This is a genomic window from Curtobacterium sp. ME-Dv--P-122a, assembly GCF_030209645.1.
In the GTDB taxonomy this organism is placed as follows: domain Bacteria; phylum Actinomycetota; class Actinomycetes; order Actinomycetales; family Microbacteriaceae; genus Curtobacterium; species Curtobacterium flaccumfaciens.
Window position 1 is genome coordinate 186020 of the sequence record NZ_JARVRO010000001.1, and the last position, 21104, is coordinate 207123.

Here is a 21104-nt window from a genome sequence, read left to right on the forward strand (position 1 = left end):
GTTCGCCCAGAACGCAACGGCTGCGCCACGCGTACCGTGTTGCGGCAGGGAGGCGCTCCTCCCTGCACGTGAAGGAGAGGATCTTCCATGAACGCCCTGCTCATCATCCTGGCTGTGATCGCAGTCATCCTGCTGTTCGTCGGCGGTTTCGCTGCGAGCCTCAAGTTCCTGCTCTACGTCGGCATCGTGCTGCTGATCATCGCGGTCATCGCGTGGCTGCTGCGGACGCTCACCGGACGCCGGGGCTGACCCGGACCGACGGTTCCTTCCTGGAGGCCCTCACCCGCTAGCCTTGCGGGTGAGGGCCTCTAGCTCAGTTGGTAGAGCACCGGACTTTTAATCCGAGGGTCGTGGGTTCGAGCCCCACGGGGCCCACACCTTCCGGCCTGTCTTCACAGCTCCGGTCTGGCCTCTTGTCTAGAATGCGACGGATGGGCCGACGATCGCAGCGCGAGCGGCCGGGCACCCCCACCGGCCCGGCGACGATGCGCCGACGCCGCCGGAAGCTGGTGCCGGCACTCGCCCTCGGCGCGATGGCACTCGGGGTCTCCGGACTCCTGCTGATCCTGCCGAGCGTCTCGAGTGCCTGCCAGCCGGTGTCCTCGTCGACCTCGGCCTCGGCCGTCGCTGCCCCCGGCGTCTCGGCCGATCGCGTCGCTGCGGCGATCGAGCCCGGGTCACGCGTCCTGATCGTGGGTGACTCGTACACCTCGGGTCGGGGCTCGGCCAGCGGACTCCGCGGTTGGGCGCAGGACCTCAGCGAGGACCGTGGGTGGACGGCCAAGATCGACGGGTACCCGGGCACGGGCTACGTCGACACCGGTCGGACCGGTTCGTCGCACTACACGTACGGGCCACGCCTCGAGCGGCACGCCTCGTTCGACCCCCAGCTCGTGATCGTGCAGGGCAGCCAGAACGACTGGCTCGTCGACGCCGACACCCTCCGCGCCACGGTGGAGCGGACCCTCCGCACGGCGCAGCAGACCTGGCCGGACGCCGTCGTCGTTGCGCTCGGCCCGTCAGCACCGCTCCCGTGGGCGAACTCGACCGTCGGTGTCGCCGCATCGGTCTCCGCGGGTGCCGCCGCCGCAGGTGTCCCCTACGTCGACGCCCTCGCCGGCAGGTGGTTCACGTCGAGCAACAGCCCGGGGTACTCCGCCGTCGACGGCGGACACCCGAACGACGCCGGCTACCAGTACCTGGCGGACCGCGTCAGCGAGTCCCTCGACGCCCTCGGCGCACCCGTCGGCAGCGCCCGCTGCGTCTGAGCGGCGCCGTCTGCTCCTGAACGGGGTACAACCCGTCCCCAGTGGGCTCATGGGAGATCCCCTGCCCACCACAGCCCGCCCTCAGCGGATTGTTGGGCTGCCGCCGATAGTGTCGTTCCCGGATCCGATCACCGGATCCTGCAGCACAGCACCACCACGAACGAACGGGGTACACCGTGATCGAGCCCATCGAAGCCACGCAGACCAGCACCACCGGTGACGCGCGCCGCATCGTCGAGCTCGCAGCAGCGACCAACACGACGATGAGCAACGAGCTCCTGCTCGACACGCTCCGCCGAAACGCCCAGGTCACGACCCGCCACATCCGCAAGGACTTCATCGAGGTCGCGACGGCCACCGCCGTGCTCGGCTACGTCTGCCGGCAGCGCAAGGACTTCATCGCGCTCCGTGGCGACGACCCGGCGTGGGCGCACGAGGTCGGCCGGTACGCGACCGAGCCCCTCGCGGTCGAGGCACTCCGGATGCGCCGCGGTTGACGCCCGGCGTCCGACACGAACACAGAAGGCCCCGCCGGAGTCCCGGCGGGGCCTTCCTCGTGTCGGCGGTGCACGCCGACCGGCGTCCTCAGGACCAGACGCGACGGATCCCCCACGAACCGGTCCAGGTCTCGTCCGGCTCGAGCCAGCGCAGGCCCTCGCCCGAGTTCAGGGCGTTCGCGGGCGCCGTCATCGGTTCGACCGCGACGGCGAGGCCCTTCCCGTGGCCCCGCGGGTACTCGCGCGAGGTGAAGACCTGCACGTAGGGGAACGAGGCGTCCTGCCAGAGCTCGACCCCGTCACCCTCGGGCCCGTGCATCGTCGTGCGGCGGATCCCGTCGGCGTCGGGGGTGACGTCCGTGTAGGCGGTGTCGAGGTCAGAGTCCCCGGCACGTCGCCCCTGGCGCAGGTCGTACGGCGTGCCCTCGACCGGCACCGAACCGTTCGGGACCTTCTGCTCGTCGACGGTGAAGGCGGTCGCGGCGTCGAGCGTGACGACCAGGTCGTCGGCGGGGGTGTCACCGGCACGCAGGTACGGGTGGGCGCCGACGGCGAAGGGTGCGCGGACGCCCGAGCGGTTCGTGACCTCGTGCGTGACACGGATGCCGTCGTCGACGAGTTCGTGCAGCACGCGCGTCTCGAGGGTGAAGGGCCACCCGTGCTGCGGGTGGATCGTCGCTTCTTGCTGGATCGACGTCTCGGTCTGCGAGACCACCCGGTACGGGGCGAACCGGAGCAGTCCGTGCGACGCGTTGCCGTACTTGGGCTCCGAGACGTCGAGCTGCTGCCGCTTCCCGTCGAGCTCCCACACACCACCGGCCACGCGGTTCGGCCAGGGCGCCAGGACGATGCCGTTCGCCCCCGGCGGCTGCTCGGTCACGGGGAACGGCTCGGTGATGTCGAAGCCGGCGACACGGAGTTCGCGGATGCCCGCGGCGACCTCGGTGACCACGGCTTCGACGACCCCGTCGGGCCCGGCGTGGTGGAGGCGGTACTGGCCACCCGTGGGTGCTGCGGTCATGGGGTGTTCTTCCTTCCGGCTGGTTCGGTGTGCTGTTCGCCGTCGGCGACGACCACCTGGGCCCCGGCCGCCCGGATCGTGGCGACCGCGGCGGCGTCGGCCTCGGCGGTGACGACGACGTCGATGTCCTCGAGCGCACGGACGACCCCGATGTGGGCCCGGCCGAACTTCGACCCGTCCGCGACCACGACCGTACGCCGGGCCGTCGCCGCGAGCATCCGCTTGGCCTCGGTCTCGGGCAGGTTCACGTTCGTCAGGCCGTGGTCGACGTCGAGTCCGGTCCCGCCGAGGAACACGAGGTCCGCGGCGATCATCGGCAGGACCGCGCCGTTGAAGGGGGCGACGAGCGAGTGCTGCAGGGGCCGGAGGGTGCCGCCGGTGACGATCACGGTGAAGCGCGGGACGGCCCGCTCGAGCGCGAGCGCCGTGGTGAGGGAGTTCGTGACGACCGTGACGCCGGTGAGCTCGGTGCGCGCCACGAGGGCCTCGGCGACGGCGGCCGGCGTGGTGCCGACGTCGAGGACGACGCACTCCCCCGGGCGGACCAGCGCAGCGGCCGCACGGCCGATGGCGGCCTTGGCCACCTGGTGCTCGACGGCGGTCTCCTCGAAGGGGCGCTCGGTGGACCCGGCCCCGAGGCGGACCGCGCCTCCGTGCACCCGCCGGATCCGGGCCTCCTGGTCGAGGACGGCGAGGTCCTGGCGGACCGTCACCTCGCTGGTGCCGAGGGACGCGGCCAACGCGGCCGTCCGGACCATGCCGGGGGCACCGTCGACGATCGCGACGATGCGGTCCTGCCGGAGGGGCGCGGGCAGCGCGCCGGCGAGGAAGGAGAGGTCGGCGTCCGTCATGTGGACAGTTTCGCTTGCTTCCGATGTCTTTCGCAACGCTTCGGATGGGCGCTAGGCTGTTCCGGTGATCACCAAGCGCGTGACGAAGCTCGCGGACGGCCGCGACCTCTTCTACTTCGACGACGCCGACTCGACGCTGCCCCAAGAACGCAGCATCGACGAGCGCGTGCTCGACCCGCGGCCCGAGACGGCGCGGATGCGGCAGGACGTCCTGACGGGCGAGTGGGTGTCGATCGCGGCGTCCCGGCAGAACCGGGTGTTCCTGCCGCCGGCCGACCAGGACCCGCTCGCGCCCCAGAGCCCGGCCAACCCGTCCGAGATCCCGAGCCGCTACGACGTCGCCGTGTTCGAGAACCGCTCGCCGTCGTTCGGCCCGCTGCTCGAAGCCGACGACGCCCCCGAGTCGCTCGAGTCCCTGAGCGACGTGGGCCTGAACCGCCAGCTCCGCTCGGTCGGCCGGTGCGAGGTCGTGTGCTTCTCGCCCGAGACGTCCGGGTCCTTCGCCTCCATCTCCGAGTCGCGTGCCCGCACCGTCGTCGAGGCCTGGGCCGACCGCACCGCCGCACTCTCCGCGATGCCGGGCATCCAGCAGGTGTTCCCCTTCGAGAACCGGGGCGAGGCGATCGGCGTCACGCTGCACCACCCGCACGGGCAGATCTACTCGTACCCGTACATCACGCCGCGCACCCAGCGCCTGCTCGCGAGCATCGAACGGTTCGGTCCGGACCTGTTCGAGCAGCACCTCGCGAACGAGCGGGGTTCCGAGCGGGTCGTCCTCGCTGGCGAGCACTTCACCGCCTTCGTCCCGTTCGCGGCGCGCTGGCCCATCGAGATCCACATGCTGCCGCACCGCCACGTCCCCGACTTCGCCGGTCTGACCGACGCCGAGAAGGACGAGCTGGCGCACATGCACCTCCGGCTCACGCGTGGGCTCGATGCGCTCTACGGCGACCCGACGCCGTACATCGCCGCGTGGCACCAGGCACCGGTGCACACCGCCCGCGACACCGTGCGGCTGATGCTGCAGATCACCTCGCCGCGACGTGCGGCGGACAAGTTGAAGTTCCTGGCCGGCAGCGAAGCCGCCATGGGCGCCTGGATCGGGGACCTCGTGCCCGAGAAGGCGGCCGAGTTCATCCGACAGGGAGTCGAGCGCGCATGACGTTCCAGCAGGTCTACGGGTACGAGCCGACGGTGCGGTACTCCGCCCCCGGTCGCGTCAACCTGATCGGTGAGCACACCGACTACAACGACGGCTACGTGCTGCCCTTCGCGATCGACCGTCGCACCACCGCCTCCATCGCGCAGCGCGACGACCGGGAGATCCGCGTCGCCTCCGCCTTCGACGCCACGAGCGCCCCGGTGGCGCTGTCCCTGGACGACCTGTCGCCCGAGGCCATGGACGGCTGGTCGGCGTACGTCTTCGGCATCGCCTGGGCCCTGCGCGAGCAGGCCGGTGCCGATCTGAGCGACAAGACCGGGTTCGACGTCTTCATCGAGTCCGACGTGCCGGTCGGTGCGGGCCTGTCGTCGAGTGCGGCGATCGAGTGCGGTGTCGCGCTGGCCTTCAACGACCTGTGGGAACTCGGCCTCGACCGGAAGACCCTGGCGCGCGTCGGGCAGTACTCGGAGAACCACGCAGTCGGTGCCCCCACCGGGATCATGGACCAGTCCGCCTCGCTGCTCGGCGAGCAGGACGCCGTCGTGTTCCTCGACTGCCGCACGCTCGACACCGCCGTCGTCGACCTGGCGCTCGAGGCGAACGGGCTCGAGGTCCTGGTGATCGACACCCGCGTCGAGCACGCCCACGCAACCGGTGGCTACGCGGCTCGTCGGGCCTCGTGCGAGCAGGGTGCGCGGGTGCTCGGTGTCGAGGCACTGCGTGACGTCAGCGTCGAGGACCTGCCTCGTGCGCAGGAGCTCCTGGACGACGAGACCTTCCGCCGGGTCCGGCACATCGTGACCGAGGACCAGCGCGTCCTCGACACCGTCCGCACACTGCGCGAACAGGGCCCCCGGGCGATCGGTTCCCTGCTCGTCGCGTCGCACGAGTCGATGCGCGACGACTTCGAGATCTCCGTGCCGGAGCTCGACCTGGCCGTCGCGACCGCCGTCGGGCACGGTGCCGTCGGTGCCCGCATGACCGGGGGTGGATTCGGCGGCGCGGCGATCGCGCTGGTCGACCAGGAGTCGCGCGGTGCGATCACGGCCGCCGTCACCGCTGCCTTCGCCGACGCCGGGTACCGCGAGCCGAACGTGTTCACGGTGCACGCCGCGCAGGGCGCCCGGCGCGACTGACGGCGCTCGGCCGCTCGACGTTTCGCGCTCAGCCGCTCGGCCGCTCGACGTTTCGCGCTCAGCGACAGGTCACGCGGCGATCAGCCCGTGGACTGTCGCTCAGCGCGAAAGAACGGCAGCACCCCGACAGCCCCGACCGCCGCGCGCCCGCCGACTCAGCCGAGGGAGTCCGCGTACCGGACGTGTTCCACGACGTTCCCGAGCACGAACGGGTGTGCCCGACCGTGCTCCACCTCCCACTCCACCCACGCGGTCTGCGCCGGCATGAGCAACCACACCAGGGCGGTGGTCCCGAGCACGGCGGCCAGGGTCAGGCCCATCACGGTGTGCTCGTCGAACCGGGCTGCACCTCGGCGGGCGATCGCGACGACGAACCCGGCGACCGCGAACCCCACCGTCGCGAGCGTCCATCCGGACCAGGGGCCCGACGTGAACGCGTACTCCTGGCCGGCGTGCACGAAGGTCGTCGCCCAGGTCGACCCGGGAGCCTGGAACAGCACGCAGATCGCCACGATGACGATCAGCCACCGGGCGTCCTTGGTCAGTTGCGACGGCTCGGGCCGGGCTCGCATCACCGGCGTCGTCTGCAGTCGTTCGTCCCCCATGCCGCGACCGTAGCACCGGCTGGGCGCACTTCGTGAGCAGCAATGGTCGGGTGCGATGACGCCACCCGACCATTGCTGCACACCATCGGCGCGCGAGCCACGCGACCGCCGTGCTACGACAGCTGGCGCTCGGCGGCCTCGACGACGTTCTTCATGAGCATCGCGCGGGTCATCGGCCCGACACCACCGGGGGTCGGCGACAGGAAGCCCGCGACCGACGCGACCGCGGGGTCGACGTCGCCGTGCAGCTTCGCCTTGCCGGTCTCCTCGTTGACCACGCGGGTGATCCCCACGTCGATGACGGCGGCACCGGGCTGGACCCAGTCCGGCTTGACGAGCCCGGCGACCCCGGCCGCGGCGACGATGATGTCGGCGCGACGGCACTCCGCGGCGACGTCGGCGGTCAGCGAGTGCGTCAGGGTCGCGGTCGCCTCGAGCCGCGTGAGCAGCAGACCGAGCGGCCGTCCGACGGTCAGCCCCTGGCCGATGATCGTGACGTGCGCACCACGGATCGGGATCTCGTACGCGTCGAGCATCGCGACGATGCCCCGCGGGGTGCACGGCAGCGGTGCGTCGATCGTGCCGGCACCACCGGGCACGGCGAGCACCAGCTCGCCGAGGTTCGTCGGGTGCAGGCCGTCGGCGTCCTTCGACGGGTCCATCAGCTCGAGCATCGGCGTCGGGTCGATGCCCTGCGGCAGCGGGAGCTGCACGATGAACGCGGTGACCCGGGGGTCGTCGTTCATCTGCAGGATCGCAGCCCGGATGTCGGCAGCGGACGCCGTCTCGGGCAGGTCGATGCGGTGCGAGTCGAGCCCGATCGACGCCGAGTCGCGGTGCTTGCCCGCGACGTAGGACATCGAGCCGGGGTTCGAGCCGACCATGATCGTGCCGAGGCCCGGACGGATGCCGTGCTCGTGCAGGCGGTCGATCCGGCCCCGGAGTTCGTCGAGCGTCCGGGCGGCGAGGGCCGTGCCGTCGATGCGGACGGCACTCCCTTCACCGGCCCAGAGCTCGCGCGGGAGCGCCGCGCTGACCGAACCGCTCACGCGTAGAGCGGGAACGCGTCGGTCAGGACCTTCACGCGGGCCGAGAGCGCTGCGACGTCCGGGTTCGGCATGAGGGTCAGCGCGATGATGTCGGCCACCTCGGTGAACTCGGCGTCGCCGAAGCCACGGGTCGCCAGCGCCGAGGTGCCGATGCGGACACCCGAGGTGACCATCGGCGGGCGCGGGTCGAACGGCACGGAGTTGCGGTTCACGGTGATGCCGACCTCGTGCAGCAGGTCTTCGGCCTGCTTGCCGTCGACCTCGGACGCGCGCAGGTCGACGAGCACCAGGTGCACGTCGGTGCCGCCGGTGAGCACGTCGATGCCCGCGGCCTTGGCGTCGTCCGCGGTCAGACGGGCGGCGAGCGCCTGGGCGCCGCGGATCGTGCGCTCCTGGCGGTCCTTGAACTCCGGGGTGCCGGCGAGCAGGAACGCGGTGGCCTTCGCGGCGATCACGTGCATGAGCGGGCCGCCCTGCTGGCCCGGGAAGACCGCGGAGTTCAGCTTCTTGAACAGGGTCTCGTCGTTCGACAGGATGATGCCCGAGCGGGGGCCGCCGAGGGTCTTGTGGACCGTCGACGAGACGACGTGCGCGTGCGGCACCGGGGACGGGTGCAGACCGGCGGCGACGAGGCCGGCGAAGTGCGCCATGTCGACCCAGAGCTTCGCGCCGACCTCGTCCGCGATCTCGCGGAACTTCGCGAAGTCGAGCTGGCGCGGGTAGGCGGACCAACCGGCGATCAGGACCTTCGGCTGGTGCTCGATGGCCTTGGCGCGGATGTCGTCGTAGTCGACCTCGAACGTCTCGGGGTCGACGCCGTACGCCACAGCGTTGTAGATGCGGCCGGAGAAGTTGAGCTTCATGCCGTGGGTCAGGTGACCACCGTGCGCGAGCTCGAGGCCGAGGATGGTGTCGCCGGCCGCGGCGATGGCGTGCAGGACGGCCGCGTTCGCGGTCGCGCCGGAGTGTGGCTGCACGTTCGCGTACTCGGCACCGAAGAGCGCCTTGGCACGGTCGATGGCGAGCTGCTCGGCGACGTCGACGTACTCGCAGCCGCCGTAGTAGCGCTTGCCCGGGTAGCCCTCGGCGTACTTGTTGGTGAGCACGGAACCCTGCGACTCGAGCACGGCACGCGGCACGAAGTTCTCGGACGCGATCATCTCGAGGGTGTCGCGCTGGCGGCCGAGCTCCTGCTGCAGGACGGCGGCGATCTCGGGGTCGACCTCGGTGAGCGGGGCGTTGAACGCGGCGCGGGCGGCGGCCTGCTCGGCCACCTCGGCCGAGTCGGAGACGAACGGGGGCAGATCGGCAATGGACACGGGACTCCTACGGTGTGCGGACGACCAGCTGGTCGCACTCGGACGGTCGGTCGGTGCAGCCCAGGCGTACGGCCGCGCACCGTGTCTTTGTCGCTCCCCGATGGTGACCCATCCAACGCCAGTCGCGACCTGACGATCGTACCGAGCCACCGCACCCTGTGTCACCCTGGATGCATGACGCTGCTCTCGCCCGACGTGGACGAACGGACCACCACGGACGAACGGACCAGTGCGCGGGCGGACACCCCGTGGGTCACGGTGGTGTGGGACGACCCGGTGAACCTGATGTCGTACGTCACCTACGTCTTCCAGCGGCACTTCGGGTTCTCACGCGAGCAGGCCGAGCGACTCATGCACCAGGTGAACGACGACGGTCGGGCGATCGTGGCGACGGGCCCGCGTGAGTCGATGGAGGCCCACGTGCAGTCCATGCACGGCTACGGGCTGCAGGCGACCGTCGACAAGGCCCCCGAAGCGTGATCCCGTTCGTCCGCCGCGCCGACGGCGTGCACCTCGGCCTGTCCTCCGGCGAGCGCGACCTGCTCGCCTCGCTCACCGAACAGCTGCAGCAGGTGCTCGGCGGTGACCTGTCCACCGACCCGCTCAGCGAGCGGATGTTCCCGGACGCCTATCCCGGTGACGACGCGGCGAGCGCGGAGTTCCGGAAGTACACGCAGTCCGACCTGCTCACGCAGAAGACGACGAACGCCTCGATCGTGCACGACTGGCTGACGGGCACCCGCGACGGTTCGCTCGACGCCGAGGACGAGCAGGCGTGGCTCCGCACCCTCACCGACCTGCGGCTGACGATCGCCGACCGGCTGGGCATCGAGGACGCCGACGACGAGGAGCGCTCGGTCGAGGCCGACGCGGGCGTCGGCCTGCGCGACGTCTACGACTGGCTCGGCTACGTGCAGGAACACCTGGTCGTCACGCTCACGTCGCGCTGACGGCCACGGCCTGGAGGCTCGGATCACCTCCGGTGCGGCGGGTCACCCCAGCAGGTCGTCGCTGTGGGCTCGCGCCCAGTCGGCCAGGCTCCGGGGTGCGGTGCCGGTGATGCGCAGGACGTCGTCGCTCATCACGTCGACGCCGTCGAGGCCGCGGCGGACGACCCGGCCGAACTGCTGCCGGAGCCCCTCGGCCTGCCACGCGGGCACGCCGCTCAGGCGCAGCACACCGGCGTAGACCCGGCTCGGCAGGTGCAGGGCGCGCACGGGTCGGCCGAGCCCGGTGGCGAGCGCGGCGGCGACACCCCGCGCGTCGAGCAGGTCCGGCCCGGTGAGCACCGGTTCGGTGCCGTCGTGGCCGTCCTCCGTCAGCACCCGGGCGGCGGTCCGGGCGATGTCCTCGGTGTCGATCCAGCCGATCACCCCGCGGCCGGTGGTGTGCGGGAACCACCCCCGTCGGATCGCCGGTGCCGAGGGCCGCACGTTCGTCATGAACGACGAGGGGTGCAGGATCGTCCACGCCAGCCCGCTCTCGCGCACCAGACGGTCGATGTGCCAGGCGGCGCTCGCCCACGACATCGGGGACTGCTCGGCGGCGTCCCCGCCCGACAGCTGCACGATCCGGCCGACCCCGGCGCGCTGCGCCGCACGGACCCCGGTGTCGCCCTGCTCGCGCTGCCGCTGGCTGACCGGCGTCACGAGGAAGAACCGGTCGACCCCGTCGAGCGCCGCGGTGAGGGAATCCTCGTCGTCCAGGTCGGCCAGGCGTCCGTCGATGCCCCGCGCCCGGAGCGCGTCGACCTGTTCGGGCCGCCGGACCACGGCTCGCACCGTCACCCCGGCCGCCCGCAGCAGCTCCGCGGTCTTGCCCCCGACGTCCCCGGTCACGCCGGTGACCGCCACGATCTCGCCCATGTCTGCTCCTCGTCCCACTGACCCGTTCTGGTATCAGTTTCCTGATACCAGAACGTACGCCGGTACGATCGCCCAGTGCCCCAGGAACTCCCAGCCCCGAGCGACGACGTCGACGGCATCGTGGCGTGGACGGTGATCCGGGCCGCACGGACGCTCTCCCGGCGGCTCGCGGCCGAGCTGGCGCCGCTCGGGTTGACGCCCGTGGAGTTCGGGGCGCTCATCCAGCTCGCGGCAGCGGGCGAGCTCAGCCAGGCCGACCTGGCGCGAGCGGTCGGCGTCCGACCGCAGAGCATGACGACGCTCGTCGGGGGGCTCTCGACGCGGGGACTCGTGGAGCGGGGCGCCGCACCGGGCCGGGGACGGGCCTCCCGGATGCGGCTGACCGACCAGGGCGAGGCGCTGCTGGCACGCGCCCACCCGATCGTCCGGGCGAGCAACGCGTGGTTCGGCGACGGTGCGGAACCGATCTCGGCGACCCTGCTCCCGCTGCTCGAGCCGGACGCGGGCGACGACGGGTCCGCCGTTCCCTGAGCAACATCAGAAGGCAAACTTGCAAGGCGGGCTGGTGACGGACTAGCCTCCGGGGCGTGACCGACGCACCGGAGACCGACCCGACCGACCTGGCCGACGCCGTGCTGACGATGCACGGACGACTGCGGCGGTCGTTGCTGGCCTCGAAGTCGGACGACGTCACGGCGTCGCAGACCGCCGCTCTCGGACGTCTGCTGCGGCACGGGCCGGCCACCATCGCCGACCTGGCGCGAGCCGAGGGTGTCCGACCGCAGTCGATGGGCGCGACCGTCCAGGCCCTGGTCGACCTCGGCCTGGCCGAGCGGCAGGCCGACCCGACGGACGGCCGGCGGGCGATCGTCAGCGCGACGGCGGCCGGTCGGGACGCGCGCCAGACCGCCTGGGCCGCGCGGAACCGCGAGCTCGCCGAGCGGCTCGCGACCCTGCCCGAGGCGGACCGCCGCGTCGTCGCGCGGGCGATGGACCTGCTCGGGCCGATCGTCGATCCCTGACCCGCACCCCTCGCCCAGTCCTGCAACCGGAAGAAGCGCGCTCACGTCCACCACCACGACCCCCGACACGACCACGGGCAGCGGCTTCGGCCCGAAGCTCCTCATCCCGGTGCTCGTCGGGCCCCTGCTCAACCCGATCAACACCACGATGGTGTCGGTCGCCCTCACCCCGATCTCCCGCGACCTGGGCATCGGTGCGGCGCAGGCGATCTGGCTCGTCGCGGCCCTGTACCTGGCGAGTGCGATCGCGCAGCCCACGATGGGCAAGCTCGCCGACCGGTTCGGCCCGAAGAAGGTGTTCCTGACCGGGCTCGTCATCGTCGGGATCGCCGGGGTGGTGCCCGAGGTCCTGACCGGGTTCGGCGGCGCCGTGTTCGCCCGGGTGCTCATCGGCATCGGGACGTCGTCGGCGTACCCGGCGGCACTCACCACGCTCCGGCAGCACTCCGCCCGGATCGGGAAGCCGACGCCGCCGCTCGTGCTCGGGGCGCTGTCGATCACGTCGCTCGTGTCCGCTGCCGCCGGCCCACCGCTCGGCGGGGCACTCATCGCCGCGTTCGGTTGGCACGCGATCTTCCTGGTGAACATGCCGCTCGCGGTGTTCGGCATCGTCGTGGCGACGCTCTGGCTGCCGTCCGACCGGCTGCGCCCGCGCGACGACGCGGAGTTACCGGTGCTGCAGGCACTCGACCCGCTCGGCATGGTGCTGATGACCGGGACCGTCTCGGCGCTGCTCGTCTTCCTGCTCGACCTGTCCGCCGGGCTGTGGTGGCTGCTCGCGGTGGCCGTCGTGCTGCTCGGCGCCCTGGTGGCGTGGGAGCTGCGGGCCGTGCGACCGTTCGTCGACGTGCGGCTGCTCGCCCGGAACGGCGCGTTGTCCCGCACGTACGGCCGCCTGTTCCTGACCTACCTGCTCGCCTACACGATGACCTACGGGTTCTCGCAGTGGGTGCAGGACGTCGCGGGCTACCCGAGCGACGTCGCCGGGTACATCCAGCTGCCGGCCGCGATCGTCGCCGGCGTGGCCTCGTTCGTGGTCGCACGCAAGACCGCGATCCGCGGGCCGCTCGTCGTCGCCGCACTGGTACCGATCGTCGGCGGTGTGCTCCTGCTCTTCCTGCACACCGGGTCGCCCGTCGTCCTGCTCGCCCTGACCCCGGCGCTGTTCGGGGTGCCGCAGGCCCTGGCGTCGGTGTCGAACCAGGCGGCGCTGTACCGGCTCGTCCCCGCGGAGTACATCGGCACCGCGGCCGGGCTGTCGCGCACCGCGGTGTACATCGGGGCGATCGCGGCGTCCTCGCTCATCGGTGGCGTGTTCGGCCAGGCCCCGACGACGCCGGACCTGCACGTGCTGGCGTGGGTGATCCTCGGCGTCGCGGTGCTCCTGACGGTGCTGACCCTGGCCGACCGCCGCCTGCGGGACGCCGACGCCGGGCGCGGCACCGCCGCTGCGCCCGCCGCCTGACGCTTCGTGAGCAGGAACGGTCGAGTCGCCGCGGCGCACTCGACCATTCCTGCTCACGAAGCACCTCCCCCGCGGCCGGTACCCTGATCCGGTGACCGACCCGACCCCCACGCACTGGACCCTGACGCTCGTCTGCGACGACCAGCCCGGGATCGTGCACGCCGTCTCCGGAGCGATCGTCGCCGCCCAGGGCAACATCACCGAGTCGCAGCAGTTCTCCAGCGCCGACACGAACACCTTCTTCATGCGCCTGCAGGTGATGGCGCCGGTGGACCGCGCCGCCTTCGAGGCCGCGCTCGCCCCCGTCGCCGCCCGCTACGACGCCCGCGTCCAGCTCGACGTCGTCGGGCGTCCGCTGCGCACCCTCGTGCTCGTGTCGAAGGCGGGCCACTGCCTGAACGACCTGCTCTACCGGCAGCGCGGCGGACAGCTGCCGATCGAGGTCCCCCTCGTGCTGTCCAACCATGCGGACCTGTCCGAGCTCGCCGCGTTCTACTCGGTGCCGTTCGAGCACCGCCCGGTCTCCGACGCCGAGTCGAAGGAGCAGATGGAGCGGCGCGTGCTGCAGGCGGTGGAGGAGCACGACATCGAGCTCGTGGTCCTCGCCCGCTACATGCAGATCCTGTCGCCCGAACTCTGCGCAGCGCTCGAGGGCCGCGCCGTGAACATCCACCACTCGTTCCTGCCCGGCTTCAAGGGCGCGAACCCGTACCGGCAGGCGCATGCCCGCGGGGTGAAGCTCATCGGTGCGACCGCGCACTTCGTGACGAGCGATCTCGACGAGGGCCCGATCATCGAGCAGAACGTCGTCCGCGTCGACCACACCAAGGAACCGGCCGAGCTGGTGTCCATCGGGCAGGACGAGGAGTCCCGCACGCTCACCCAGGCGGTGCGCTGGATCGCGGAGGACCGCGTCCTGCTCGACGGCGCCCGCACCATCATCTTCAAGTAGGCAGCACCATGACCAACGCCCCGCAGTCCCCCGTCGACTGGGAATCGGTTCCCGACCCGGCCGCCGTCCGGCAGCCGCGACGGCGGTTCGAGGCCTGGATGGTCCTGCGGATCGCCGTGATGGTGTTCGGCCTGCTGTCCCTGGCCTTCTGGGGCTACTGGTCGTGGCAGCTCCCGCTCCCCGGCTACCTGTTCATGGTCGGGGCTCCGCTGTTCGCCGCGGTCGTCTGGTACTTCTTCCGGTCGCCACGCTCCCCGATCGAGACCGACATCGTCGGCAAGACCATCGTCGAGGTCGCCCTGGTCGTCGCCGCAGGCGCGACCTGGATCTCCATCGGCCACCCGGTCGTCGGCATCGTCTTCATCGTGATCGCCGCCCTGAGCGGCGTGATCGCGTTCCGCAAGGAGACCGCATGAGCACCACGGGCCTCCAGACCGGCCAGGAGGCCCAGCGCACGCTGGTCCGCGCAGCCCGCGTCGTCGACGCGGCCGGCACCACGGCCGACGGCTGGGTCCTGGTCGTCGGCGACACGATCCACGCGATCGGCTCCGGCCCCGAGGCCCCCGTGGCCGACCGGGTCGTCGACCTGGGCGACGCGGTCCTGACGCCCGGCTTCGTGGACCTGCACGGGCACGGCGGGGCGACCGAGGCGTACGAGGACGACTCGTTCGACCGTTCGCTCGCGATGCACCGTTCGCACGGCACGACCCGCTCGGTCCTGTCGCTCGTCGCGAACCCGGTCCCCGCGCTCGCGGCGTCGCTGGCCCACGTCCGCGCCGTGATGGCGACCGACCCGCTCGTGCTCGGTGTGCACCTGGAGGGGCCGTTCCTGTCCCCGCACAACAAGGGCGCCCACAACGAGTCGTTCCTGATCGACCCGACCCCCGCCGCGGTCGACGCCCTGCTCGAAGCGGGCGAGGGTGTCATCCGCCAGGTCACGATCGCGCCCGAGCTGCCCGGAGCGCTCGACGCCGTCCGCCGCTTCGTCGATGCCGGCGTCACGGTCGCCGTCGGCCACACGGTCGGCACGTACGACCAGGCGCGGGCCGCGTTCGACGCCGGCGCGACGATCCTGACCCACGCCTGCAACGCGATGCCCGGACTGCACCACCGCGCGCCGGGCCCGATCGGCGCCGCCGTGGCGGACGACCGCGTGACGCTCGAGCTCATCCTGGACGCCGTGCACGTGCACCCGGTCGTGGCGGACACGCTCTTCCGGGCGACGCCGGGTCGGGTGGCGCTGATCACCGATGCGATGGGTGCCGCCGGCGCTGCGGACGGCTCGTACCGGCTCGGGTCGCTCGACGTCACGGTGACCGACGGTGTCGCGCACGTCGCGGGGACCGAGACCATCGCGGGGTCGACACTGACGCAGGATGTCGCGCTCCGCAACGCGGTCTCGCTCGCCGGGCGGACCCTGCCTGAGGCTGTGGCGGCGCTGACGAGCGTGCCGGCCGGCGCGCTGGGGCTCGGCGACCGCCTGGGTCGGCTGGCGCCGGGGTTCGCCGCGGACCTCGTGGCGCTGTCGCCGTCGCTCGAGGTGCAGCGCGTGTGGGGCGGCGGGCGCGAGCTGCGCTGAAGCGCGCACGGCGCAGAGGGCTCGCTCGGGCACGTCACGGCAGGTCGGTCGGGCGGGGGTTGAGCGGCTCACCGAACCGTGGGGCCCGGCCGGGGACGCAGTGCCCGTAGATGGACACGTCCGCATGGGACTCGTACGCCTGGAACAGGACGGCGAAACCGTCCCCTGCCGTCCCACCGAGGTAGCCGTTCGGGTAGCTGACGACGGTGCGCTCGGGCGTCAGCGTGTCGTCGTGCTGCACGCGGGCTCCGTCGTACCCGATCGCAGCGAGCGCCTTCGTGACGCGCTGGGCGACCTGGTCGGGCGTGCCCGGGAGCGGGAGCCTGCGTGCGGCCGAGTACGAGTACTGGGCGGCTTCCTGGTCGCCGGTGCCGCAGATGAACCACGCGGGTTCGTCGTCGCCCCAGCCGTCCTGCCCGACGACCGAGCGCACGGCGGCGAAGATGTCCAGGACGTCCTGGTGCGACTGTTCGACGTTCATCGACGTGTCCTTCTGCATCGGGGAGTCCGGGGCGGGGCCGGTGCACCCGGTCAGGAGTGCGGTGACCACCAGGGCTCCGGCGAGTGCCGCCCACGACCGTTCAGAGCGTCGGGTCACCGGTGCCCCCGGTCTGCCAGCCGTACATGAGCCAGTCGTCCTTGGTCTGCTGCCGCATCCGGTCGAAGGGGCGGCCTCGCTCGGGGATCTCGTCCCCGTGTCCCATCGCCGCTCGTGCAGCGTTGTGCTGGGCGGTGGTCCCGTTGTCGAAGTAGGAGTACCGGCCGTCGTCGTCATCGCCGTCGTACGGCCCGTGGCGGGTGACGCCGTGCAGGGTGTCCGACCCACGGCCCTCGGTCTCGGAGCTGAACGCGTGCGCGTCCCACGTGGACTCGGTCGGGTCACGCCGACCGGACAGGTTCTGCCCGGTGACGGCCCAGCCGTCCTTCGCGCCCTGGCTGGCGAAGACCTGCCCCTCGGGCACGTGCAGCGCGGACGCGTTCGGTACGGCGTCCGTGACTCCGGCCGAGCCGAGCAGCACCACGTGGTCGGCGTGGGTCTTCGTCAGGGCGATCGTCGCCACGGTCGTGCCGTAGGAGTGCCCCATGACGGTCAGGTCGGCGTCCCGCCCGGCGGCCGCTCGTGCCGCGTGGAACCCGTCGAGGTCGGCGACGAGTCGCTCGGCGCCCGCTCGCGCGCGGTCGTTCGCCAGGACGGACCGGAACGACGGGTCGTCGGCCATCGGCGGGTGGTAGCCGATCCAGGACAGGACGGCCACGTCGCCCGCGCGGGCACCGGACACCCGAACCTGCGCAGCACGCATGCCGATGGCGATCGCTCCGTAGTCCTGCACCGTGCCGTCCTGGTACGTCGCGGTGTTCATGCCCGGCACGATGACGCTGACGTGCGTGGCACGGTCGAGGTCACCCGCGACGATCTGCGCGAGCGGGGGACGGTCGTCGACGAGTGCCACCAGCGAGACCGGTGTCGTGGCGAGGGTGTCCTGGATGTTCCGGTAGGCGTCGCGCTGCCGTTCCCAGACGAGCAACTGCTCCCGCGCCGTCGCCGCTTCGGCCGGGTTCCGGGCCGCGTCGTGCCGCCCGCGCCAGTGGCGGACCTGCTTGCGGGCGTGTGCGAGCCGATCAGCCAACACCGTCGTGTTCGCCCGTGCCCGCGCCCAGGAAGCGACGCCGTTCAGGGTGCCGATGACCGCCGGCATCGCCGCGACGAACGCCCGCTGGACCGCGGACGGCACACCGTCGACGCCCGACATCGCCTGCCACCACCCGGCCACCTGCGCAGGGTCGAGTCCGGCGAGCCGCTTGGCGACCCGTGCGTCGTCACCGAGCGCGGCGACGGTCTCCGGGTCGAGCGTGCCGAGCCAGGTGAGGAACTGCCCGTCACTCATCGCGGACACGACCGTGGCGGAGACCAGCTTGCCGAGCACCGCCCGGTCCTCGAGGGCGGAGGCTGCCGCTCGGTCGGCTGCGGCTCGGCGGGCGACGAGCTCGTCCCACTGCGCCGTCAGCCGAGCGTCCAGCGCTGCCAACCACTCGCCGCTGCGCTCCAGCTGCTGCAGGAGCGCACGGTCCGACTCGACCGCATCCGGTCCGGACGCCACCACGGTGGCATCGCGGATCGCCCGCTCGTTGGCCGCGATGTCGTCCGCGGTGTTCCGCCGTGTCGTCTGCAGGCTCGCGGCGTCGTCCTGGATCTCCCGCACCTGGCGTGCGTAGGTGGCGAGTGCGGCCGACGCCGCGTCCAGCCGCGCCGCGACGCGCTGGGCACTCGCCGGCATCGCCGCCGCCGTCACGATGAACCGCTGTTGCGCCTGCCCCGCCCAGCCGGACGCCGCGTGCTCCGCGGCGACGAGCACGTGCCGGGCGCCGTCACGGACCGCGTCCGAGTGGTGGTCGTGCCGACGGGCGATCCGCTGGATGCCGTCCGGGTCGCCCGCGACGGGGTCCGCGCTCACCGGACCCGCCGGGCGAGGTCGGCATCCGCACGCAGGACCGCTTCGGCGGCGGCGGTCACGTACTCGCGCAGCGTGTCCGCGTCGTCACCGAGGGACCGGATCATCGCGTCGTGCGCCCTGGCCGACGCGACGAACGCGGACTCGACCGCCCCCGAGCCGAACGCACCGCCGTCCGAACCGGACAACGGGCGCTCAGAGCGGAGGTCGGTGACCGCCTGCCCCGCCGCTCGTGCGACCGCCTGCATCGTCGGCAGGTCGACCGTCAGATCCCCCATGGTGCCCCCTCGTGTTCCCCGAGAAGGTCAACATATCACCGCTGAAGTACGGTGTGTCAAGCAGTGTTCAGCGGTCGACCGGGCGCCCCCGCTCCCCGCTCGCCCAGCTCGTGTCCGCCGTGTCCCCGACCCGCAGGGACAACGTGCCGCCCCGCGTCACGAACGACGCCGGCACCCAGGACCGCTCGTGCGTCCACCCGTTCAACCGGGCGCCCTGCACGTACGGTTCGGTCCCCGAGGACCGGATGACGATCCGCTCGCCGCTCGAGCGCCGGATGTCGACTGTGCTGAACGTCGGGCTGCCGATGAGCATCTCCGCTCGCCCGGGCGTCTGCGGGAACAGGCCGATCGAGGCAAAGACGTACCAGGCGCTCATGGTGCCGAGGTCGTCGTTGCCCGGCAGGCCGCCTGGGCCGGTCGAGTAGGCGTCGTCCACGACCTGCCGCACGGTCTCCTGCGTCTTCCAGGGCTTGCCGAGCGCGTTGTACATCCACGGCGTGTGGATGTCGGGCTCGTTCGTCGGGTCGAACTTCGTGGCGTCGCCACCGGTCACCGCGAACGCACCGGTGCTGTCGTGGAAGAACTCGTCGAGCCGAGCGGTCGCGGCGTCGTCACCGCCGAGCGCGCTCGACAGGCCCCGCACGTCCTGCGGCACGAGCCAGGTGTACTGCGCGCTGGTGCCCTGTGCGAACCCGGTGCCGGTCGAGGGCGACCAGTCGGGCGTCCACGATCCGTCGGCCTGACGAGCAGCCTGGTAGCCGACGGCGGCGTTGAAGGTGTTCTTCCAGTAGGTCCCACGCTCCGCGAACATCCGTGCGTCGGAGCGCAGCCCGAGGGAACCCGCCCAGTACCCGAGCGCGCTGTCGGAGATCGAGTCCTCGAGGGTCTCGGCCGCACCGCCCCAGCAGGAGCAGTCGTCGTTCGCCGCGTACTGCCGCTCCAGGTACTCGTCGAGTGCGGGCCGCTGCGCCAGGCACTGCCCCGGGCACCCGATGTCGCTCTCGGCGTCCGCGTTCTCGACCGTCGCCTGGTGCTTGAGCGAGGCGTAGGCGGCCCGGACGTCGAAGTTCCGGACGCCCATGGCGTACCAGGTGGCGAGCGTCGCGGCCGAGGGGTCGCCGGTCATCACGTGCGTCGGCGCTCCGAGGTGCAGCCACCGGTCCCACACCCCGCCGTTCTGCTCGGCGAACCGCAGCATCGACTGCGCCATGTCCCCGGCGACGTCCGGCCGCAGCAGCGCGAGCAGCTGGATCTGCGCCCGGTACTGGTCCCACCCGGAGTACGTGCCGTAGACGGCCCGGTGTCCGCGGTCCATCCGGTGCACCCGCAGGTCGGGCCCGAGGTAGCGCCCGTCGCGGTCGTTCAGGGTGTTCGGCTGCATGAGTGCGTGGTAGACCGACGTGTACAGCTGGGTGGTCCGGTCCGCCGTGCCGCCACCGACGCGCAGGCGCGACAGTTCACGGTTCCAGGAGGCCCGTGTGCCGGCCGCCACGCTGGCGACGGTCGAGCGCTTGGTCACCTCGCCGTCACGGTTCGCGACCGCCCCGGCCGCACTCACGTACGAGATGCCGATCTTCGCCTGCACCGTCGCTCCGCGACGCGCATCGAACCCGACCCACGCGCCGGAGCCGCGTCCGGCGCGGTCGGCGCCGGTCAGGTAGCCCTCCCCACCGGAGGAGGACGTGCCTCCAGGCTGGACCGTGCCGTCCTTCCAGGTGCCGGTGCTCGCGAACGCCGTGTCGAAGGTCGCGGTGAAGTAGAGGCGGTAGTAGCTGCGGCGGTCCGGGTTGGTGGCGCCGCCGCCGTTCGCGCGGCGGCTGCAGAAGCCGCCGGTCAGGACGCTGCCGCTGACCGTGCGGGTGCGCGGGTCGACGCGGGTGATCGCGGCCTCGCTGCCGTTGATCGAGTTCGACGTGCGGAAGAGCAGGTTCGCGTCCTTGCCGGCCGGGAACGTGAACGCGCCGACGCCGGCACGGGTGGTCACGGCGAGGTCGGTGCGGACGCCGTTGTCGAGCGTGACGCCGTAGCGGCCGGGGCTCGCGGACTCCTGGTCGTGGGAGTACCCGGCGGCGTAGACGGCGTCCTTCGAGTCGGCTGCCGGCGAGGTCGTGACCGGGGTCGTGACCGGCATGATCGGCACGTCTCCCGCGGCACCCGGCGCACACCCGGCACCGTTCAGGTGCGTCAGGCTGAAGCCGCGCAGCCGGTTCACGTCGTACGAGTAGCCGTTCGCGACCGGGGTCGACGTCTGGTCGCCCGCGGTGCCCGTGGGACTCCACTGCATCATCCCGAACGGCGCCGTGGCACCCGGCCAGGTGTTGCCGTTGTTGCTCGTGCCGATGAAGGGGTCGACGTACCGCGCGGGATCGCTGACGATCCGTCCGGCCTGCGTCGACGGCGTGGCCACGGCCGGCGCGGCGACGATCGCCGTGCCCAGCAGTGCGGCGATCGTGGCCACCGCGGCGAGCGGGAGCGGACGGACGAGCGGGCGACGGTGCACGCGAGATCGGTTCACATCGGTGACGCTAGCCCCCTCGGACGGGGGACGCCGCCCGCGTCACCGAGCGCTCTCCCGCTGTTCACGT

At 72.1% G+C, this 21104-nt stretch carries 23 protein-coding genes, 1 tRNA gene and 1 riboswitch; of the genes, 14 read left to right on the forward strand and 10 right to left on the reverse strand.

Annotated features, from left to right (window positions below; genetic code table 11):
- Positions 1-87 precede the first annotated feature (87 nt).
- The 4 genes from QRN49_RS00760 to QRN49_RS00775 all read left to right on the forward strand — a co-directional run bounded on the left by QRN49_RS00760 (position 88) and on the right by QRN49_RS00775 (position 1765).
- The gene (locus tag QRN49_RS00760; RefSeq protein WP_017888098.1) at positions 88-249 is read left to right on the forward strand and encodes a hypothetical protein; all 162 of its coding nucleotides are present in this window, start codon (positions 88-90) and stop codon (positions 247-249) included.
- Positions 250-302: 53 nt separating this feature from the next.
- Positions 303-375, forward strand: a tRNA-Lys gene (locus QRN49_RS00765).
- A 56-nt stretch (positions 376-431) separates the two neighbouring features.
- The gene (locus tag QRN49_RS00770; RefSeq protein ID WP_284753361.1) at positions 432-1268 is read left to right on the forward strand and encodes an SGNH/GDSL hydrolase family protein; all 837 of its coding nucleotides are present in this window, start codon (positions 432-434) and stop codon (positions 1266-1268) included.
- 176 nt (positions 1269-1444) lie between these two features.
- Positions 1445-1765 (forward strand): hypothetical protein, encoded by a 321-nt coding sequence (locus QRN49_RS00775; RefSeq protein ID WP_284753363.1) that lies wholly within the window; start codon positions 1445-1447, stop codon positions 1763-1765.
- 88 nt (positions 1766-1853) lie between these two features.
- Here QRN49_RS00775 and QRN49_RS00780 read toward each other — a convergent pair whose 3' ends face one another.
- Positions 1854-2786: an aldose 1-epimerase family protein gene (locus QRN49_RS00780; RefSeq protein ID WP_284753364.1), complete on the reverse strand. Its 933-nt coding sequence runs from the start codon at positions 2784-2786 to the stop codon at positions 1854-1856.
- A complete protein-coding gene (locus tag QRN49_RS00785) occupies positions 2783-3637 on the reverse strand; it encodes a DeoR/GlpR family DNA-binding transcription regulator (RefSeq protein WP_209129837.1) in 855 nt (284 codons plus the stop codon). Before QRN49_RS00785 ends, QRN49_RS00780 begins: the two co-directional genes overlap by 4 nt.
- Before the next feature lie 64 nt (positions 3638-3701).
- On the opposite strand from QRN49_RS00785, the gene galT reads away from it, so the two are divergent.
- Complete coding sequence (gene galT / locus QRN49_RS00790; RefSeq protein WP_128780524.1) at positions 3702-4799, forward strand: galactose-1-phosphate uridylyltransferase; 1098 nt, start codon at positions 3702-3704, stop codon at positions 4797-4799.
- On the forward strand, positions 4796-5935 hold the full coding sequence (gene galK / locus QRN49_RS00795; protein WP_284753365.1) for a galactokinase: 1140 nt from the start codon (positions 4796-4798) through the stop codon (positions 5933-5935). The genes galT and galK overlap by 4 nt, the downstream gene beginning before the upstream one ends.
- 155 nt (positions 5936-6090) lie before the next feature.
- On the opposite strand, the gene QRN49_RS00800 is transcribed toward galK, so the two are convergent.
- The 3 genes from QRN49_RS00800 to glyA all read right to left on the reverse strand — a co-directional run bounded on the left by QRN49_RS00800 (position 6091) and on the right by glyA (position 8863).
- A complete protein-coding gene (locus tag QRN49_RS00800) occupies positions 6091-6540 on the reverse strand; it encodes a hypothetical protein (protein WP_284753366.1) in 450 nt (149 codons plus the stop codon).
- A 113-nt stretch (positions 6541-6653) separates the two neighbouring features.
- Positions 6654-7589, reverse strand: coding sequence for a tetrahydrofolate dehydrogenase/cyclohydrolase catalytic domain-containing protein (locus QRN49_RS00805; protein ID WP_071404707.1), 936 nt, complete (start codon positions 7587-7589; stop codon positions 6654-6656).
- Positions 7586-8863 (reverse strand): serine hydroxymethyltransferase, encoded by a 1278-nt coding sequence (gene glyA, locus QRN49_RS00810; protein ID WP_284753413.1) that lies wholly within the window; start codon positions 8861-8863, stop codon positions 7586-7588. Before glyA ends, QRN49_RS00805 begins: the two co-directional genes overlap by 4 nt.
- Positions 8864-8959: 96 nt before the next feature.
- Positions 8960-9044, reverse strand: a riboswitch (ZMP/ZTP riboswitch).
- 38 nt (positions 9045-9082) lie between these two features.
- Between glyA and clpS the strand changes: the two genes are divergently transcribed.
- Together clpS and QRN49_RS00820 are read left to right on the forward strand one after the other, a co-directional pair.
- On the forward strand, positions 9083-9388 hold the full coding sequence (clpS, locus tag QRN49_RS00815) for an ATP-dependent Clp protease adapter ClpS (RefSeq protein WP_071404706.1): 306 nt from the start codon (positions 9083-9085) through the stop codon (positions 9386-9388).
- On the forward strand, positions 9385-9858 hold the full coding sequence (locus QRN49_RS00820; protein ID WP_111102501.1) for a DUF2017 family protein: 474 nt from the start codon (positions 9385-9387) through the stop codon (positions 9856-9858). The genes clpS and QRN49_RS00820 overlap by 4 nt, the downstream gene beginning before the upstream one ends.
- Positions 9859-9900: 42 nt before the next feature.
- On the opposite strand, the gene QRN49_RS00825 is transcribed toward QRN49_RS00820, so the two are convergent.
- The gene (locus QRN49_RS00825; RefSeq protein WP_284753373.1) at positions 9901-10773 is read right to left on the reverse strand and encodes an NAD(P)H-binding protein; all 873 of its coding nucleotides are present in this window, start codon (positions 10771-10773) and stop codon (positions 9901-9903) included.
- 75 nt (positions 10774-10848) lie between these two features.
- On the opposite strand from QRN49_RS00825, the gene QRN49_RS00830 reads away from it, so the two are divergent.
- The 6 genes from QRN49_RS00830 to nagA all read left to right on the forward strand — a co-directional run bounded on the left by QRN49_RS00830 (position 10849) and on the right by nagA (position 15791).
- Complete coding sequence (locus QRN49_RS00830; protein ID WP_111024113.1) at positions 10849-11304, forward strand: MarR family winged helix-turn-helix transcriptional regulator; 456 nt, start codon at positions 10849-10851, stop codon at positions 11302-11304.
- 56 nt (positions 11305-11360) lie between these two features.
- Entirely contained in the window at positions 11361-11795 is a 435-nt protein-coding gene (locus QRN49_RS00835; protein ID WP_284753375.1) for a MarR family winged helix-turn-helix transcriptional regulator, read from the forward strand.
- Positions 11796-11904: 109 nt separating this feature from the next.
- Positions 11905-13260 (forward strand): MFS transporter, encoded by a 1356-nt coding sequence (locus tag QRN49_RS00840; RefSeq protein ID WP_284753377.1) that lies wholly within the window; start codon positions 11905-11907, stop codon positions 13258-13260.
- A gap of 91 nt (positions 13261-13351) precedes the next feature.
- The gene (gene purU / locus QRN49_RS00845) at positions 13352-14212 is read left to right on the forward strand and encodes a formyltetrahydrofolate deformylase (protein ID WP_194654544.1); all 861 of its coding nucleotides are present in this window, start codon (positions 13352-13354) and stop codon (positions 14210-14212) included.
- 8 nt (positions 14213-14220) lie between these two features.
- On the forward strand, positions 14221-14628 hold the full coding sequence (locus tag QRN49_RS00850; protein WP_110861851.1) for a YrdB family protein: 408 nt from the start codon (positions 14221-14223) through the stop codon (positions 14626-14628).
- A complete protein-coding gene (nagA, locus tag QRN49_RS00855) occupies positions 14625-15791 on the forward strand; it encodes an N-acetylglucosamine-6-phosphate deacetylase (protein WP_284753378.1) in 1167 nt (388 codons plus the stop codon). The genes QRN49_RS00850 and nagA overlap by 4 nt, the downstream gene beginning before the upstream one ends.
- 34 nt (positions 15792-15825) lie before the next feature.
- Here the strand turns inward: nagA and QRN49_RS00860 are convergent, their stop codons facing one another.
- The 4 genes from QRN49_RS00860 to QRN49_RS00875 all read right to left on the reverse strand — a co-directional run bounded on the left by QRN49_RS00860 (position 15826) and on the right by QRN49_RS00875 (position 21034).
- A complete protein-coding gene (locus tag QRN49_RS00860; RefSeq protein ID WP_258370510.1) occupies positions 15826-16389 on the reverse strand; it encodes a hypothetical protein in 564 nt (187 codons plus the stop codon).
- A complete protein-coding gene (locus QRN49_RS00865; protein WP_284753379.1) occupies positions 16373-18244 on the reverse strand; it encodes an alpha/beta hydrolase in 1872 nt (623 codons plus the stop codon). The genes QRN49_RS00860 and QRN49_RS00865 overlap by 17 nt, the downstream gene beginning before the upstream one ends.
- Positions 18241-18519: a hypothetical protein gene (locus tag QRN49_RS00870; RefSeq protein WP_111029039.1), complete on the reverse strand. Its 279-nt coding sequence runs from the start codon at positions 18517-18519 to the stop codon at positions 18241-18243. The genes QRN49_RS00865 and QRN49_RS00870 overlap by 4 nt, the downstream gene beginning before the upstream one ends.
- A 67-nt stretch (positions 18520-18586) precedes the next feature.
- Complete coding sequence (locus tag QRN49_RS00875; protein ID WP_284753380.1) at positions 18587-21034, reverse strand: GH92 family glycosyl hydrolase; 2448 nt, start codon at positions 21032-21034, stop codon at positions 18587-18589.
- Positions 21035-21104 lie beyond the last annotated feature (70 nt).